This window comes from Sphingomonas flavida, from assembly GCF_036663655.1.
Classification (GTDB): domain Bacteria; phylum Pseudomonadota; class Alphaproteobacteria; order Sphingomonadales; family Sphingomonadaceae; genus Sphingomonas.
The window spans coordinates 66997-81969 of the sequence record NZ_JAXOJH010000010.1; the positions used below are offsets into that span (position 1 = coordinate 66997).

A 14973-nucleotide genomic window follows, 5' to 3' on the forward strand; every position below is an offset into this window, starting at 1 on the left:
TCAGTCGCGCTCGTAGACCTCCAACCGGTCGCTGCCAAGCATCCGCGAGTCGGTGAGCCGCCAGCGACCATGCGCCTCGGCCAGCCGGTGCAAGCCGATATCGCCCAGCGCCGCGCGACCCTCGCCGATCAGGATCGGCGCGCGGTAGAGCAACAGCCGATCGACCAGATCGGCGGCCAAGAAAGCGGAAGCTGTTTTCGCACCGCCCTCGATCATCAGCCGGTCGACGCCCGCCAGATCGGCGATGGCGGCGGGATCGCCGATGGTCTCCCAACCGGGTTCGGCGGTGCGGGACAGCAGGATACGGCGGGGCGCGCGCGATTCGAGGCCGGGCAGGCGAACGTCGAGCCTGGGCGAATCGGCCTCCAGCGTGCCGCGCCCGACCAGGATCGCTTCGTGGCGGCTGCGCTCCAAATGGGTATGCGCGCGCGCCTCCGGTCCGGTGATCCAGCGGCTTGTCCCATCGGGCCGTGCGATCTTGCCGTCGAGCGAGGTGGCGAGTTTCAGCGTGACGAAGGGGCGACCCTTGGCCCGGCGGGTCAGGAAGCCCGCGATCATCGCGCGCGCCTCCGCCTCGCGCACCCCGGTCGTGACCGCGATCCCGGCGGCGCGGGCGCGGGCGAACCCCCGGCCGTTGGTGCGGGGATCGGGGTCGCCCGCGCCCGCGACGATGCGCGCGATCCCATGCGCGATCAGCAGGTCGGAGCAGGCGGGCCCGCGAGTCGACACATGCGCGCAAGGCTCCAGCGTGACATAGGCGGTGGCGCCGCGTGCCGCCTCGCCCGCCTGGGCCAGTGCCATCGCCTCGGCATGGGGACGACCACCGGGCTGCGTCCAACCGCGACCGACGACCCGGCCGTCACGAATGATGACACAGCCGACATTGGGATTGGGCGCGGTCCGCCCGACGCCGCGATCCGCCAGCGCCAGCGCCACGCCCATCCATCGCTGATCGGTCAGAAGCCCCACTTGGTCAGCGCATCGTCGACCTTCTTGAACTCGGCGCGGCGCTGCTCCTCGGCAGCCTTCACCTCGGCCAGCTCCTGCTTCTTCTTCACATAGTCGATCTTCTGCTGCGCACGGATCTGGGCATCGGTGCGATCGGCGGGCCATTGTTCGACATAGATGATGTCGGGCCGGTACGGCACCGGCACATAATCGTCCCGCGCAAAGGCGTAGATGAAGAAGCCGGTGATCCCGACCGCGATCATCAGGAAGACGAGCTCATAGGGATGGCGCTGCGACAGGAAGAATCGCAGGTCGCGGATCGCGCGGACGGGGGAGAAGCGGCCGAAGAACGACATGGTGGGAATGTAGGCGCGAAGGGGGCGGGATGCCAGTGGGGTGTTGGCGCGTGTTGGTTTCGGTGAGACACCATGCCCTCCCCCATCCCCTCCCGCCTGCGGGAGGGGCGTGCCAAGGAGCGCGGTTGAGAATTATTCAAACCGTCCGATCTTGCCGCTCCCCTCCCGCAGGCGGGAGGGGATGGGGGAGGGCAGGCCACGGGCGAGTCGCTCAGTGTGCCTCACCCACCCCATAGAAAAAGGGCGGCCACCGCAGTGACCGCCCCCTTTCATTTCCGCGAAGGAAAACGTCAGCGATTTACGCGACGGTCTTCATCTTCTCGGCGGCGACCGCGAAGCGGTTGCTGATCGGCTGGGCGATCTCGCCGGCCAGCTTCATCATATGCTCGGTCGAGCGCGAGGTCTCGGCGACCATCGAGTCGAAGGCCGAGCGGGCGAAGTCCGACTGCAGCTTCATGAACTCGGTCGGCGACTTGACCGACGACAGGGTCTGCAGCGTCTGGCTGGCGGTTTCGAACGAGCGCTTGGCATAGTCGGCGGCGCTGTGGCCCAGCGTCTCGGCGCCCTTGGCGGCGATCTTCGACGATTCGACCACGGCTTCCAGATTGTCCTTGTTGAAGGCAATCATGTCTTCGAACAGCTTGGCGCTCTTTTCCATGCCGGCCTGGGTGCGGGCCTGGGCCTCGCCGAACATCGCCTGGGTCTTGGCGGCGGTATCCTTGGCGGCGTTTTCGATGGTGCTCGTGGCGTCCATGATCTTGTCCTTGGGCTTTGAGTCCGCCGAAACCGCGGCGGTCGGGGAAGAAACTTCGGGGGCCGTCACCTTGGCAGCGGGTTCGGGCGCGGGCTGCGGAGCCGGGGCCTTCACCTCGGGCTCCACCGCCGCCTCGACCTTCGGCTTGGCGGGGTCCGCCTTGGGGGCGGGGGCCTTGGCCGCAGGTGCCTTGGCGACCGGTGCGGGCTTTGCCGCAACGGCAACCTTCGGTGCTTCTGCCGCCACCTTGGCCGCGACCGGCTCCGCGGCGGGCGGGGTCAGCGGCGCGGTCGGAGCGGCGGCCTTGGGCGAAGGCACGGGATTGGAGGGCAGGCCCGGCAACGTCTTGGCCGCGACCGGTTTCGTCGCGCGGCTGGCCTTGGGCGCGGCTTTGGCTGGCGCCTTGGCAGCAGGCACGGTCGGCTTGTTCTTGTCCAAGAGCGCTCTCCCGATTTGTTGCGCTGCACAATAGCGATTCGCAGGTGCAAAATCAAGTCTATTGTGCAGTGCAACAAAACCGAAACTAACGCTGTCGGACGTAGCGTCCGGGCGCTTCGTCGAGTGCTGCGAGGCTGCCCTCGCCCGGTATGCGCGCGCCCGTCGCCGCCACGGTGGCCGAGTCGCGCTGGCGCAGCCAGGCGGCCCAGTCCGGCCACCAGCTCCCCTTGGTTTCGGTCGCGCCCGCCACGAACTCGGTCAGGTTCGCGGCGGGCTGGTCGTTGGTCCAATATTGATATTTGCCCGAGGCGGGCGGGTTCACCACGCCCGCGATATGCCCCGATCCGGCCAGCACGAAGCGCAAGGGCCCGGTGAACGCCTCGGTGATCTTCCACACGCTTTCGGGCGGCGCGATATGATCCTCGCGACCCGCCTGGACATAGGCGGGGGTGGCCACCCTGGTCAGGTCGAGCGGCACGTCGCCGATCGTCATCGCGCCGGGCTGCATCAACAGATTGTCGCGGTACAGGTCGGTCAGATAGGCGAGGTGCCACTTGGCGGGCAGGTTGGTGACGTCGCCGTTCCAGTGGAGCAGGTCGAACGGCACATAATCGCGCCCCAGCAGATAGTTGTTGGTGACGTAGTTCCAGATCAGGTCGCGCCCGCGCAGCAGGTTGAAGGTCATCGCCAGATAGCGCCCGTCGAGAAAGCCGTCGGGCGACAGCGTCGCGATCATCTTCAACTGTTCGTCATCGATGAAGTGGAGCAGTTCGCCCGCCTTGGAAAAGTCGACCTGCGCGGTGAAGAAGGTGGCGCTGGCGACCTTCTCCGCCTGGCTCTGGGCCGACAGATAGGCCAGCGTCGCGGCCAGCGTCGTGCCCGCCACGCAATAACCGACAGTGTGGACCGATGGGACCTCCAGCAGCTCGCGCACCGTGTCGATCGCATCGACCTGGGCCGCGACATAATCGTCCCACATCACGTCCTTCATCGTCGCGTCGGCAGATTTCCACGACACCATGAAGACGCTGAATCCCTGGTCGACCAGCCATTTGATCAGGCTTTTCTCGGGCGCGAGGTCGAGGATGTAGAAGCGGTTGATCCAGGGCGGAAAGATCACGATCGGCACCGCCGCCACCTGCTCGGTGGTCGGGGTATAGTGGATCAGTTCGTACAAATAGTTGCGCTTCACCACCTTGCCCGGCGTGGCGGCCAGGTTGCGGCCGACCTCGAACGCGCTCGAATCGCTGTGGGTCAGCTGCCCGCGCCCCATGTCGGCGAGCATGTTCTGCAAACCCTTCAGCAGGTTCTCGCCGCGCGTCTCGGCGATCTTGTCGAGCACTTCCGGGTTGGTCGCGGGGAAGTTGGTCGGGCTCATCGCGTCGATAAAGCCTTGCGCGGCGAAGCGGATCTGCTCCTTCTGCCTGGGGTCGACGCCCTCCAGCGCATCAACACCGCGCAGCATATGGTCAGAGACCATCTGATAGCTTTGCCGTATCCAGTCGAAGAGCGGCGACTGCCACTGCTCGGCCTTGAACCGGCGGTCGGGCTTGGGGGGCACGCTGGGCTCTGCTGCGGGGTCGACGAAACGCTGCCACAGCTTCATCGAATCGGACCAGAAGTCGCGCACGCGCCCGATCGTCGCGGGATCGTTGAAGCCCGGCACCACCGGCACCCCCTCGGGCGGAGGGGTCAGCGCGGCCTCCATCATCATCTGTTGCGCGCGGCCCATCACCCAGGTCCAGTGCTGCAACTCCTCCAGCGTGGGGAGGGTGCCGGCCGCATTGGGGGCTTTCGTCTCGCCGGGGGTCATCCGCATCCTCTCGTTCGTCGTGCGCCATATTGGCGTCAGGATATTGCGCCATCATGTCGGGTCGCGTTGCCAAACGAAAGACGCTAAGGTCCGGGTCCCAAATCGTTACATTGAGGGACCCATGTCCGAAGAGTTCTACCGCATCAAGCGCCTGCCGCCCTATGTCATCGCCGAAGTCAACGCGATGCGGGCGGCGGCGCGCGCGGGCGGTGAGGACATCATCGACTTAGGGATGGGCAATCCCGACCTGCCGCCGCCGCCCCACGTCCTGGAAAAGCTGATCGAGGTGATCCAGAAGCCCGACGCGCACGGCTATTCCCAGTCGAAGGGGATTCCCGGTCTGCGCCGTGCCCAGGCCAATTATTATGGCCGTCGTTTCGGCGTCGATCTGGACCCGGAGACCGAGGTCGTCGTCACCATGGGGTCGAAGGAGGGGCTGGCCAGCCTCGCCACCGCGATCACCGCGCCGGGCGACGTGATCCTGGCCCCCAATCCCTCCTATCCGATCCACACCTTCGGCTTTATCATCGCGGGCGCGACGATCCGCGCGGTGCCGACGACCCCCGACGAGGCCTATTTCGAGAGCCTGGAGCGGGCGATGCACTTCACCGTGCCGCGCCCCTCGGTACTGGTGGTCAATTATCCGTCCAATCCGACCGCCGAGACGGTGGACCTGGCATTCTACGAACGCCTCGTGGCCTTCGCGAAGAAGCACGAACTGTGGGTGCTGAGCGACCTCGCCTATTCCGAGCTCTATTATGACGGCAATCCGACCCCTTCGATCCTGCAGGTCAAGGGCGGCAAGGACGTGGCGGTCGAGTTCACCTCGCTGTCCAAGACCTATTCGATGGCGGGCTGGCGGATCGGCTTCGCGGTCGGCAACCGGAAGCTGATCGCGGCGATGACGCGGGTGAAGTCGTATCTCGATTACGGTGCCTTCACCCCGATCCAGGCGGCGGCGTGCGCCGCGCTCAACGGGCCGCAGGATATCGTCGAGAAGAACCGCCAGCTTTATCACAAGCGCCGCGACGTGCTGGTCGAGAGCTTCGGCAGGGCGGGGTGGGACATTCCCAGCCCCAAGGCCTCGATGTTCGCCTGGGCCCCGCTGCCCCCGGCGCTCGCGCATCTGGGCAGCCTGGAATTTTCCAAGCAGTTGCTCACCGAGGCCAAGGTCGCGGTCGCGCCGGGCGTCGGTTATGGCGAGAATGGCGAGGGCTTCGTCCGCATCGCGCTGGTCGAGAACGAGCAGCGGCTTCGCCAGGCGGCGCGCAACATCAAGCGCTACCTCCAGTCGATGGGCGTCAACACGCCGGGATCGGCCAAGGCGCTGTGATCCGATCGGGGGCGGTGGCGTTCGCGAGCGATCGCCCCCAAGCAGCACGACACCAATTCCTCCTCTTCGAGGGGAGGAGTTGGTAAAAATACGCGTCGTCTAGGGTCGCAGCTTTGCCCAGGCCTAAATCGGTCGGCCAGCGTGGTGTGGGCGACCCGGTCCCCCCGCCCCGTGGCGGCGATCAACAGGCGGCGGCTTCACGCCGCCTTGGCGTGCCGTTCGCGCAGATGGTGCTGGCGCTTGATCGCGTACATCGCGTCGTCCGCCTCCGCGACCAGCGCGTTCAGCGATCCCGTAACCGCGCCGCACGACAATCCGATGCTGAGCCCGGGATAGCAGGGTCCGTCGACCAGCGCCGGGACCGCACGGTCGAACCGGTCCGACAGCGCCGCCGCGATCCCCCGCGCCGTGCCCTCGGGACAATCGGGCAGCACGCACAGGAACTCGTCGCCGCCGATCCGGACCAGCGTCCCCCGATCAGCCATCTCGCGCTGCGCCAGGTCGGCGAGCAACCGCAGCACCGTATCGCCGACACCATGGCCCTGCCCGTCGTTCAATGCCTTGAACCGGTCGATATCGATCAGCAGCAGCGTGACCGGGCCGCGCAAGTCTGCCTCGATCCCCTGCAACCCGAAACGGTTGAGCGCGCCGGTCAGATGGTCGCGGCTGGCCTGTTCGGACAGGGCGCGCTGGACGCGTTCGGCATCGATCAGCAGCAGTGCCAGATGGCAGAGCGATACCAGGATGATCGCGATGCACACACTCCAGTCGGCGGTGACCTGCGCGGCGTTTTCCCACACGGGATCGCTCCAGGTCACCATCAGCAAGGCGGTGCGCGTCATGAACAGCGGCACCGAGGCCGCGAACATGATGGCCATGACCCAGGCGGTCCGGACATGCTCGGTCCGCGCGATATGGATCAGCATCCAGGCAGCGGTGAAATTGAACAGCGTGCGCGTGCCGCCCAGCAAGATGATCGTCAGCCGCATGTCGGGGTCACCCAGCAGGATGAACGGCACGGTCAATACGACGATGACGGCAAGCAGGACCAGCAATGGTGTGGGCGGCCGGCGACGGGCGAAGATCGCCATGGCGTGGACGCAAAGGCACAGCCCGACCAACAGCAGGACATCGGTCGCCCGCTCCAGCATGGATAGCCGGGTGCCGTCGAAACACAGTCCCGCGGCGTTGGTCACGCCGATGATGATCTTGCCGGTCCCCCACCAATAGGGCCAGCGACCGGAATCGCGGCTTGTCAGTCCGGGAAAGAAGTGGAGCAGTCCGGACAGGACGCTGCCGATTGCGGCGACGACCTGTAGACTGGCAATATTTAGTATCATGATCGCGGATCTCGCACGAGCAGCAGGTCTCCGGGACCGGCGCACAGTGCTGTAATATAATATATGTTACGACTTGGTTTCGCATTGGCCATGATCCGGCACCTTGTGCCGGTCTGCGCCACGTGATGGCCGATGCGTCTCAAGGATTGATCCGGGGCGTCCCTAAACGCTACGGCGGGGTCAGACCCGCAAACCGGCCGGGTCTCCTCCTTTCGGGGGCGTGCGGCGGCCGACGGAGTGAAGAGTGAGCAACGAAGTAGACCATATGCGCGAGCATCTGCTCGCTGCCATCGCCGCCGCGCCCGCGCTGGACGCGCTGGAGACGGTGCGCGTCGATGCGCTGGGCAAGCAGGGCCGTATCACCCAGCTGCTCAAGACGCTGGGCAAGATGAGCCCCGAGGAACGCCAGATCGAGGGGCCGCGCATCCATGGCCTGCGCGAGGCCGTGACCGAGGCGCTGACCGCGCGCAAGGCCGGGCTGGAGCAGGCGGCACTCGACGCGCGACTGTCGTCGGAACGGCTGGACATGACCCTGCCGGTCGACACCACCGCCTTCGGCACCGTCCATCCGGTGTCCCAGGTGATGGACGAACTGGCCGAGATCTTCGCCGATCTGGGCTTCGCGGTCGCGACAGGCCCGGAGGTCGAGACCGACTGGCACAATTTCACCGCGCTCAACATTCCGGAGACGCATCCGGCGCGCGCGATGCACGACACCTTCTACCTGGCGGGTGTCGAGGCGGGCGGCGACGAGCGCACGGTGCGCCGCGTGCTGCGCACCCACACCTCGCCGGTGCAGATCCGCACCATGCTGGACCAGAAACCGCCGATCCGCATCATCGCGCCGGGCCGCACCTATCGCTCCGATTCGGATGCGACGCACACGCCGATGTTCCACCAGGTCGAGGGGCTGGTGATCGACAAGGGCATCACGCTGGGCCATCTGAAATGGACGCTGGAGACCTTCCTCAAGGCGTTCTTCGAGCGCGACGATATCGTCCTGCGCCTGCGCCCCAGCTATTTCCCCTTCACCGAACCGAGCGCCGAGGTCGATGTCGGCTACACCATCGAGAAGGGCAAGCGCGTCATCGGTGGTTCCGGCGGCGGCTGGATGGAGGTGCTCGGCTCCGGCATGGTCCACCCGAAGGTCATCGAGGCCTGTGGTCTTGATCCGAACGAGTGGCAGGGCTTCGCCTTTGGCTGCGGCATCGATCGCCTCGCCATGCTGAAATACGGGATGGACGATCTGCGCGCCTTTTTCGACGGCGATATCCGCTGGTTGAAGCATTACGGGTTCGCGAGCCTCGACGTACCCACGCTGTCGGGAGGAGTCGGCGCATGAAGTTCACCCTGGGCTGGCTGAAGAGCCATCTGGACACCGACGCCGATCTCGACACCATCGTCGAGGGGCTGACCCGCATCGGCCTGGAGGTCGAGGGCGTGCACAATCCGGGCGAGGCGCTGGCATCCTTCCGCGTCGCGCGCATCCTGTCGGCCGAGCGGCATCCGCAGGCCGACAAGCTGCAGGTGCTGTCGGTCGATGCGGGGGATGGCCCCATGCAGGTCGTATGCGGCGCACCCAATGCCCGTGCGGGCCTGGTCGGCGTGTTCGGCGCGCCGGGAGCCTATGTCCCCGGCCTCGACGTGACGTTGAAGGTCGCCGCCATTCGCGGTGTCGAATCGAACGGCATGATGTGCTCGGCGCGCGAGTTGCAGATCGGCGAGGGCCATGACGGCATCATCGAACTGCCCGAGGATGCCGTCATCGGCACGTCGTTCCCCGATTATGCGGGCCTGAACGATCCGGTCATCGACGTGTCGATCACGCCCAACCGCCAGGATTGCATGGGCGTCCACGGCATCGCGCGCGATCTTGCCGCCGCCGGGCTGGGTACGCTGATCGCGCCGACCGTACCGTCGGTCGCGGGCGAAGGCCCCGGTCCCGATGTGCGGATCGAGGATGCCGAAGGATGCCCGGCCTTCTACGCGCAAGCCGTGTCGGGCCTGACCAATGGCGAGGCGCCCGAATGGATGCGCCAGCGCCTGACCGCGATCGGGCAGAAGCCGATTTCGGCACTGGTCGACATCACCAACTACATGACGGTCGATCTGGGTCGCCCGCTGCACGTCTATGACAAGGCCAAGCTGTCGGGCGGTCTGGTCGCCCGAAAGGCAAAGGACGGCGAGACGGTCGAGGCGCTGAACGGCAAGACCTACAAGCTCGCGCACGGCATGACCGTCATCGCCGACGATGCGGGCGTGCACGACATCGGCGGCATCATGGGCGGCGAGCATTCGGGCGTGTCGGAGACGACCACCGACGTCATTATTGAATGCGCTTATTTCGCGCCCGAGGCGATCGCCCGCACCGGCCAGAAGCTCGCCCTGACCAGCGACGCGCGCACCCGGTTCGAGCGTGGGGTGGACCCGGCCTTCCTGGACGACGGCCTCGCTATCGCGACCTTCCTCGTTCTGGAATATTGCGGCGGTACGGCGAGCGGCGTGACGCGGGCGGGCGAGCCGCCGGTCGTCGGCAAGACCATCGTCTATGATCCGAGCCTGGCGGAAACGCTGGGTGGCCTCGCCATCGAGCCTGCGCGGCAGAAGGCGATCCTTGAGTCGCTGGGCTTCACCGTCACCGCCGACTGGCAAGTGACCGCGCCGAGCTGGCGTCGCGACGTGGACGGCCCCGCCGATCTGGTCGAGGAAGTCATTCGCATCGAGGGGATCGACCATGTTCCCCCGGTGGCGCTTCCCCGCGCCCCCGGCGTCGCGCGTCCCACCGCCACGCCGCAGCAGAAGCTGGAGCGTCGCGCCCGCCGCGCCGCCGCCGCACGCGGGCTGGACGAAGCGGTGACGTGGAGCTTCATCAGCGAGGCGCAGGCCGCGCCCTTCGGCGGCGGCGCGTTCACGCTCGCCAACCCGATCAGCGAGGATCTGAAGGTCATGCGGCCCTCGCTCCTCCCCGGCCTGCTCGCCGCGACCGAGCGCAACATCAAGCGCGGCGCGACCAGCGTGCGGCTGTTCGAGATCGGCCGCCGCTATCTGGAAGAGGCCGAGCGGCCGACGCTGGGCGTGGTGCTGGCGGGCGACAAGAGCCCCCGCAACTGGCGCTCGGGCAAGGCGCAGGGCTATGACGCATATGATGCCAAGGCGGAGGCGATCGCGCTGCTCGCCCAGGCCGGTGCGCCGGTGGACAACCTCCAGGTGATGGGCGAGGCGGGCGACGCCTGGCATCCCGGCCAGTCGGGTACGCTGCGGCTGGGGCCGAAGACGGTGCTGGCGGCGTTCGGCATGGTCCACCCCTCGGTCCTCAAGGCGTTCGACCTGGACGGCGCGGTCGCGGCGGTGGAGATTTATCTCGACGCCATCCCGCCCAAGCGGGCGACGGGCTTCATGCGCCCGGCCTACACGCCCCCGGCGTTGCAGTCCGTCCGCCGCGACTTCGCCTTCCTGGTACCGGACACGCTGGCCGCCGACATGCTGATCCGTGCCGTGCGGGGGGCGGACAAGGCCATGATCACCGCCGCGCGCGTCTTCGACGTGTTCGCCGGTCAGGGCGTGCCCGAGGGCCACAAGTCGGTCGCGGTCGAGGTCCTGCTGCAACCGTCGCAGAAGAGCTTCACCGACGAGGAACTCAAGGCCATCGCCGACAAGATCGTCGCCGCCGCCGCCAAGCAGGGAGCGCAACTCCGTGGCTAATGAGGAAAACTGGGTCCGTATCGGCAACGACCATCTGTCGGCGGCGATCAATCCGTTCGGGGCCGAACTGTCCTCGCTGAAGGACGCCGAGGGCCGCGAGCTGATGACCGATGCGGACCCGGCCTTCTGGACCGGCCGTGCGCCCTTGCTGTTTCCGGTGATCGGCGTGACCCGTGACGGCATCCGCCTGAACGGGCGGCATTATCCGATGGCGAAGCACGGTTTTGCCCGCCACTCGATGTTCGAGCTGGTGACGCACGAGGCCACTCGCGCCGTCTTCTCGCTGGGCGACAGCGAGGAGACGCGCACCTCCTATCCCTTCGCCTTCCGGCTGGAGGCGGAGTTCCGGTTGGAAGAGGCGACGCTGGTGATGGAAATCCGCGTCCTCAATCGGGGCGAAGAGCCGATGCCCGCCAGCTTCGGCTTCCACCCCGCCTTTGCATGGCCGCTGCCTTATGGCGAAGCGCGTGCCGATCACCGGATCGTCTTCGAGAAGAACGAACCCGCCCGCCTGCGCAAGATCGCGCCCGACGGCCTGATCGCCGAGGACCGCCGGGACAGCCCGCTCGACGGCCGGGTGCTGCACTTGGCGGACGATCTGTTTACCGAGGACGCGCTGGTCTGGGACCCGGTCGAGAGCCATAGCGTCACTTACGGCGCGGACGGTGCGCCGCAGCTTCGCATCGCCTTCCCCGATACCGACAAGCTCGGCATCTGGACCAAGCCGGGCGCGGCCTATGTCTGCGTCGAGCCCTGGCACGGCATCGCCGATCCCGAAGGATATGACGGCGATTTCTTCGACAAGCCCGGTGTGTTCGTCGTGCCGGTCGGCGGTGAGAAGGTCATGCAGATGACGGTGACGCTGGCGGGATGATCCTTTCTCATTCCCCTCCCCTGAACGGGAGGGGAATGAGAAGGCGCCTCGACGCATAGGCGGGTCGCAATCCGGGGCCTGTCTTGTGCCGCAATTTGCTGTAACAGGCGCAGCATCTCGGGCGCTCGGATGCGCCATTTCCCTATTCGACAGAGCCGCCCATGACTTCCCCCCGCCGTACCTTCGCGATCATCTCGCACCCTGACGCCGGCAAGACGACGCTGACCGAGAAGCTGCTCTATTTCGGCGGCGCGATCCATCTGGCGGGCGAGGTCAAGGCGCGCGGCCAGAACCGGCGCGCGCGGTCGGACTGGATGAAGATCGAGCAGCAGCGCGGCATCTCGGTCACGTCCTCGGTCATGACGTTCGAAAAGGACGGCGTGACCTTCAACCTGCTCGACACGCCGGGCCACGAGGATTTCTCGGAGGACACCTATCGCACGCTGACCGCCGTCGACTCGGCGGTGATGGTCATCGACGCGGCGCGCGGCATCGAGGCGCAGACGCGGAAATTGTTCGAGGTGTGCCGCCTGCGCTCGGTGCCGATCATCACCTTCGTCAACAAGGTCGATCGTGAGGGACGCCCGCCCTTCGAACTGCTCGACGAGATCGCCGACATCCTGGCGCTCGACGTCGCGCCGATGAGCTGGCCGGTCGGCATGGGCGGGCTGTTCGAGGGCATCCTCGACCTGACCACCGGCAAGGTCAGCCGTCCGGAAGGCGACAGCCGCGCGTTCCTGGGCAAGGTCGACGCCGATGCGACGCTGCCCGCCGACATCGCCGAAGAGGTCGAACTGGCGCAGGCGGGGTATGCGGCATTCGATGGCGAGGCGTATCGCAACGGCGACCTGACGCCGGTCTATTTCGGCTCCGCGCTGAAGGATTTCGGTGTCGCCGAACTGATCGACGCGCTTAGCCGCCACGCGCCGCCCCCGCGCCCGCAGCCTGCCGAGCCCGCCCCGGTGTCGCCGGAAAACAAGGAAGTCACCGGCTTCGTGTTCAAGGTGCAGGCGAACATGGACCCGCAGCATCGCGACCGCATCGCGTTCATGCGGCTGTGCTCGGGCACGTTCAAGCGCGGCATGAAGCTGACCCCCACGGGCCATGGCAAGCCGATCGCGGTCCATTCGCCCATCCTGTTCTTCGCGCAGAATCGCGAAGTCGCGGACGAGGCGTTTCCGGGTGACATCATCGGTATCCCCAATCACGGCACGCTGCGCGTCGGCGACACCCTGTCGGAGCGGGCGGATATCCGCTTCACCGGCCTGCCCAATTTCGCGCCCGAAATCCTGCGCCGCGTGGCCCTCAAGGACCCGACCAAGACCAAGCAGCTTCGCAAGGCGCTGGACGACATGGCCGAGGAGGGGGTCACCCAGGTGTTCTACCCGGAGATCGGCTCGAACTGGATCATCGGCGTCGTCGGGCAGCTGCAGCTCGACGTGCTGCTCTCGCGGCTGGACGCGGAATATAAGGTCGCGGCCGGGCTGGAGCCCGCTCCGTTCGACACCGCGCGCTGGATCACCGCCGAGGACCCTGCCGACCTCAAGGCCTTCATGGACCTGAACCGCGCCGCCATGGCCAAGGACCGCGACGACAACCCCGTCTTCCTCGCCAAGAGCGCCTGGGAAGTCGGCTATGTCGCCGATCGATATCCGAAGGTCCGCTTCGTCGCGACTCGCGAACGGTAGTTCGCGGACCCGTCACGGAACCGGAGGCCCTTGTCGCGGCTTCATGGCGGATGACCGAACAGGGACTTGCCATGGACCGCGCCGCGATCGACGCCACCTTCGAAGCCAATGAAAAGCTGATCCGCCGCCGCGCGCTGAAGGCCGGGGCCAAGGCGCTGACCATCGGCACCGAAAAACTGGTCGATACGATCGACGCCATCGCCGATGCCTATGGCCTGACCGGCGCGCAGCGTCGCCAGCTGGAACCCGGCATGGCCATCGAGGCACAGGAACTGGCAGGCAAGCTGAAGGGCTTTGTCGGGCCCGCCGCGCTGCTGCAAGACCTGCGTGGTGGATCGGGCCTGTTGTCGCAGGCGCGCGCGGCCGGACGGCTGGCCAAGACGGCCCGCAAGATCGGCCAGGGAGGCCTGGCGGCGGGCCGGGTCGCGGCGCGTGGCGGCCGTGCCGCGCGCGGCCTGCCCTGGGCGGCGCTGGGCGTGGCGGCTTGGGGCGTCGGTAATGGCGGCTGGTTCTGGTGGAAGGCGCATGCCTATAACCGGGCATGCCGCGATCTGTTGCTCGCCGAGAAGGGCGGGGTGGTGCAGCCTGCCTCGGTCTGAGGTGGGGCGTGGCCTTCGACTTCGCTCAGGCTGAACGGGGTTGGTGGTTTCGTGGTATTCCAAAACCCCGTTCAGCCTGAGCGAAGTCGAAGGCCAAGGGGCAAACTCGCCAATGGCTCTTCTTCCCCTTTGAAGAGCGCAGCTCAAAGTTGGATCTAGCCCAGGTGAAGCACCACCCCAGCGGAGGCCTGGGTCCAGTCGCGAAGGCTTCATGGAGGGAGCGTGCTGAAAACCATAACAGCCGTACCCCCAACTGGACCCCGGCCTTCGCCGGGGTGGTAGTCTAGGTCGGGTGGACCCAAAGTCTCATAGGGATCGAGCGCGCCTTCGGCTCGTGCGCGCTCCGCATCTGCAACATTCTCCCCGCGTCGAGGGAAGAGGGAAGGTGGACGATCGCGAATGCTGTAGGATAGCCTGCGCGACGTCCTCCGCCCGGCAACCTCAAACCGCCGGTCGTGCTTCCCGTCGCTCGGCCCGATCGTCCCAGGCCAGCGCCTCGACCAGCGAATCGCGAATGCCGCGCAGCATCGTGGCGGGATCGTCCTTGGCGCGGGCTTCGCCGTCGAACAGCTGCTGGACGCCGCGCACGGTATAGCCCTGCTGGTTGAGCAGCTGGTCGATGCGCCGGATGAGCGTCATGTCCTCCGGCCGGTAATAGCGGCGGTTGCCCGCACGCTGGACCGGCTTGAGCTGGGCAAAGCGGCTTTCCCAATAGCGCAGGACATGTTGCGCCACCCCCGTCTCGCGCGACACTTCCCCGATGGTGCGCAGCGCACCATCGGCCTTGCCGCCGTCGAGGGGGCGTTCCGGTCTATCCTGCCGCGACAATGCGATCGCGCATCATCTGGCTGGCGCGGAAGGTCAGGACACGGCGCGGTGCGATCGGCACCTCTATCCCGGTCTTGGGATTGCGGCCGATCCGCTCGCCCTTGTCACGCAGCACGAAGGTTCCGAACCCGGAAATCTTGACGTTCTCGCCCCGCCCCAGAGCTTCGCACATTTCGACGAGGATCTGTTCGACCACTTCGGCGGAATCGGACCGCGAAAGTCCCACCTCCTGATGCAGCGATTCGGCGAGATCAGCGCGCGTCAACGTTCCAGCCTTGGTCATTCCATCCCCCAATGGTG

13 protein-coding genes are annotated in these 14973 nt (G+C 66.7%); 6 read left to right on the plus strand and 7 right to left on the minus strand.

What is annotated here, in order from left to right; genetic code table 11:
- From ribD to U1703_RS12435, 4 genes are all read right to left on the minus strand, one after another.
- A complete protein-coding gene (gene ribD, locus U1703_RS12420; RefSeq protein ID WP_332786014.1) occupies positions 1-942 on the minus strand; it encodes a bifunctional diaminohydroxyphosphoribosylaminopyrimidine deaminase/5-amino-6-(5-phosphoribosylamino)uracil reductase RibD in 942 nt (313 codons plus the stop codon).
- Between the two features lie 14 nt (positions 943-956).
- Complete coding sequence (locus tag U1703_RS12425; protein ID WP_320453581.1) at positions 957-1304, minus strand: hypothetical protein; 348 nt, start codon at positions 1302-1304, stop codon at positions 957-959.
- Between the two features lie 298 nt (positions 1305-1602).
- A complete protein-coding gene (locus U1703_RS12430) occupies positions 1603-2496 on the minus strand; it encodes a phasin family protein (protein ID WP_332785943.1) in 894 nt (297 codons plus the stop codon).
- 85 nt (positions 2497-2581) lie between these two features.
- The gene (locus U1703_RS12435) at positions 2582-4315 is read right to left on the minus strand and encodes a PHA/PHB synthase family protein (protein ID WP_443025808.1); all 1734 of its coding nucleotides are present in this window, start codon (positions 4313-4315) and stop codon (positions 2582-2584) included.
- Positions 4316-4430: 115 nt separating this feature from the next.
- On the opposite strand from U1703_RS12435, the gene U1703_RS12440 reads away from it, so the two are divergent.
- Positions 4431-5642, plus strand: a complete 1212-nt coding sequence (locus U1703_RS12440) for an LL-diaminopimelate aminotransferase (protein WP_320453584.1) — start codon at positions 4431-4433, stop codon at positions 5640-5642.
- A gap of 197 nt (positions 5643-5839) precedes the next feature.
- Here the strand turns inward: U1703_RS12440 and U1703_RS12445 are convergent, their stop codons facing one another.
- Positions 5840-6982, minus strand: coding sequence for a GGDEF domain-containing protein (locus tag U1703_RS12445; RefSeq protein ID WP_332785944.1), 1143 nt, complete (start codon positions 6980-6982; stop codon positions 5840-5842).
- Between the two features lie 265 nt (positions 6983-7247).
- Here U1703_RS12445 and pheS point away from each other — a divergent pair, with 265 nt between their 5' ends.
- From pheS to U1703_RS12470, 5 genes are all read left to right on the plus strand, one after another.
- A complete protein-coding gene (gene pheS / locus U1703_RS12450; protein WP_332786016.1) occupies positions 7248-8324 on the plus strand; it encodes a phenylalanine--tRNA ligase subunit alpha in 1077 nt (358 codons plus the stop codon).
- Entirely contained in the window at positions 8321-10684 is a 2364-nt protein-coding gene (pheT, locus tag U1703_RS12455) for a phenylalanine--tRNA ligase subunit beta (RefSeq protein WP_332785945.1), read from the plus strand. Before pheS ends, pheT begins: the two co-directional genes overlap by 4 nt.
- Positions 10677-11558: an aldose 1-epimerase family protein gene (locus tag U1703_RS12460; RefSeq protein WP_332785946.1), complete on the plus strand. Its 882-nt coding sequence runs from the start codon at positions 10677-10679 to the stop codon at positions 11556-11558. Before pheT ends, U1703_RS12460 begins: the two co-directional genes overlap by 8 nt.
- 161 nt (positions 11559-11719) lie before the next feature.
- On the plus strand, positions 11720-13246 hold the full coding sequence (locus U1703_RS12465) for a peptide chain release factor 3 (RefSeq protein ID WP_320453588.1): 1527 nt from the start codon (positions 11720-11722) through the stop codon (positions 13244-13246).
- A gap of 50 nt (positions 13247-13296) precedes the next feature.
- The gene (locus U1703_RS12470) at positions 13297-13845 is read left to right on the plus strand and encodes a hypothetical protein (protein ID WP_332785947.1); all 549 of its coding nucleotides are present in this window, start codon (positions 13297-13299) and stop codon (positions 13843-13845) included.
- A gap of 441 nt (positions 13846-14286) precedes the next feature.
- Here the strand turns inward: U1703_RS12470 and U1703_RS12475 are convergent, their stop codons facing one another.
- Positions 14287-14673, minus strand: a complete 387-nt coding sequence (locus tag U1703_RS12475; protein ID WP_332785948.1) for a MerR family transcriptional regulator — start codon at positions 14671-14673, stop codon at positions 14287-14289.
- Complete coding sequence (locus tag U1703_RS12480) at positions 14657-14956, minus strand: integration host factor subunit alpha (protein ID WP_320453591.1); 300 nt, start codon at positions 14954-14956, stop codon at positions 14657-14659. Before U1703_RS12480 ends, U1703_RS12475 begins: the two co-directional genes overlap by 17 nt.
- Positions 14957-14973: the final 17 nt, after the last annotated feature.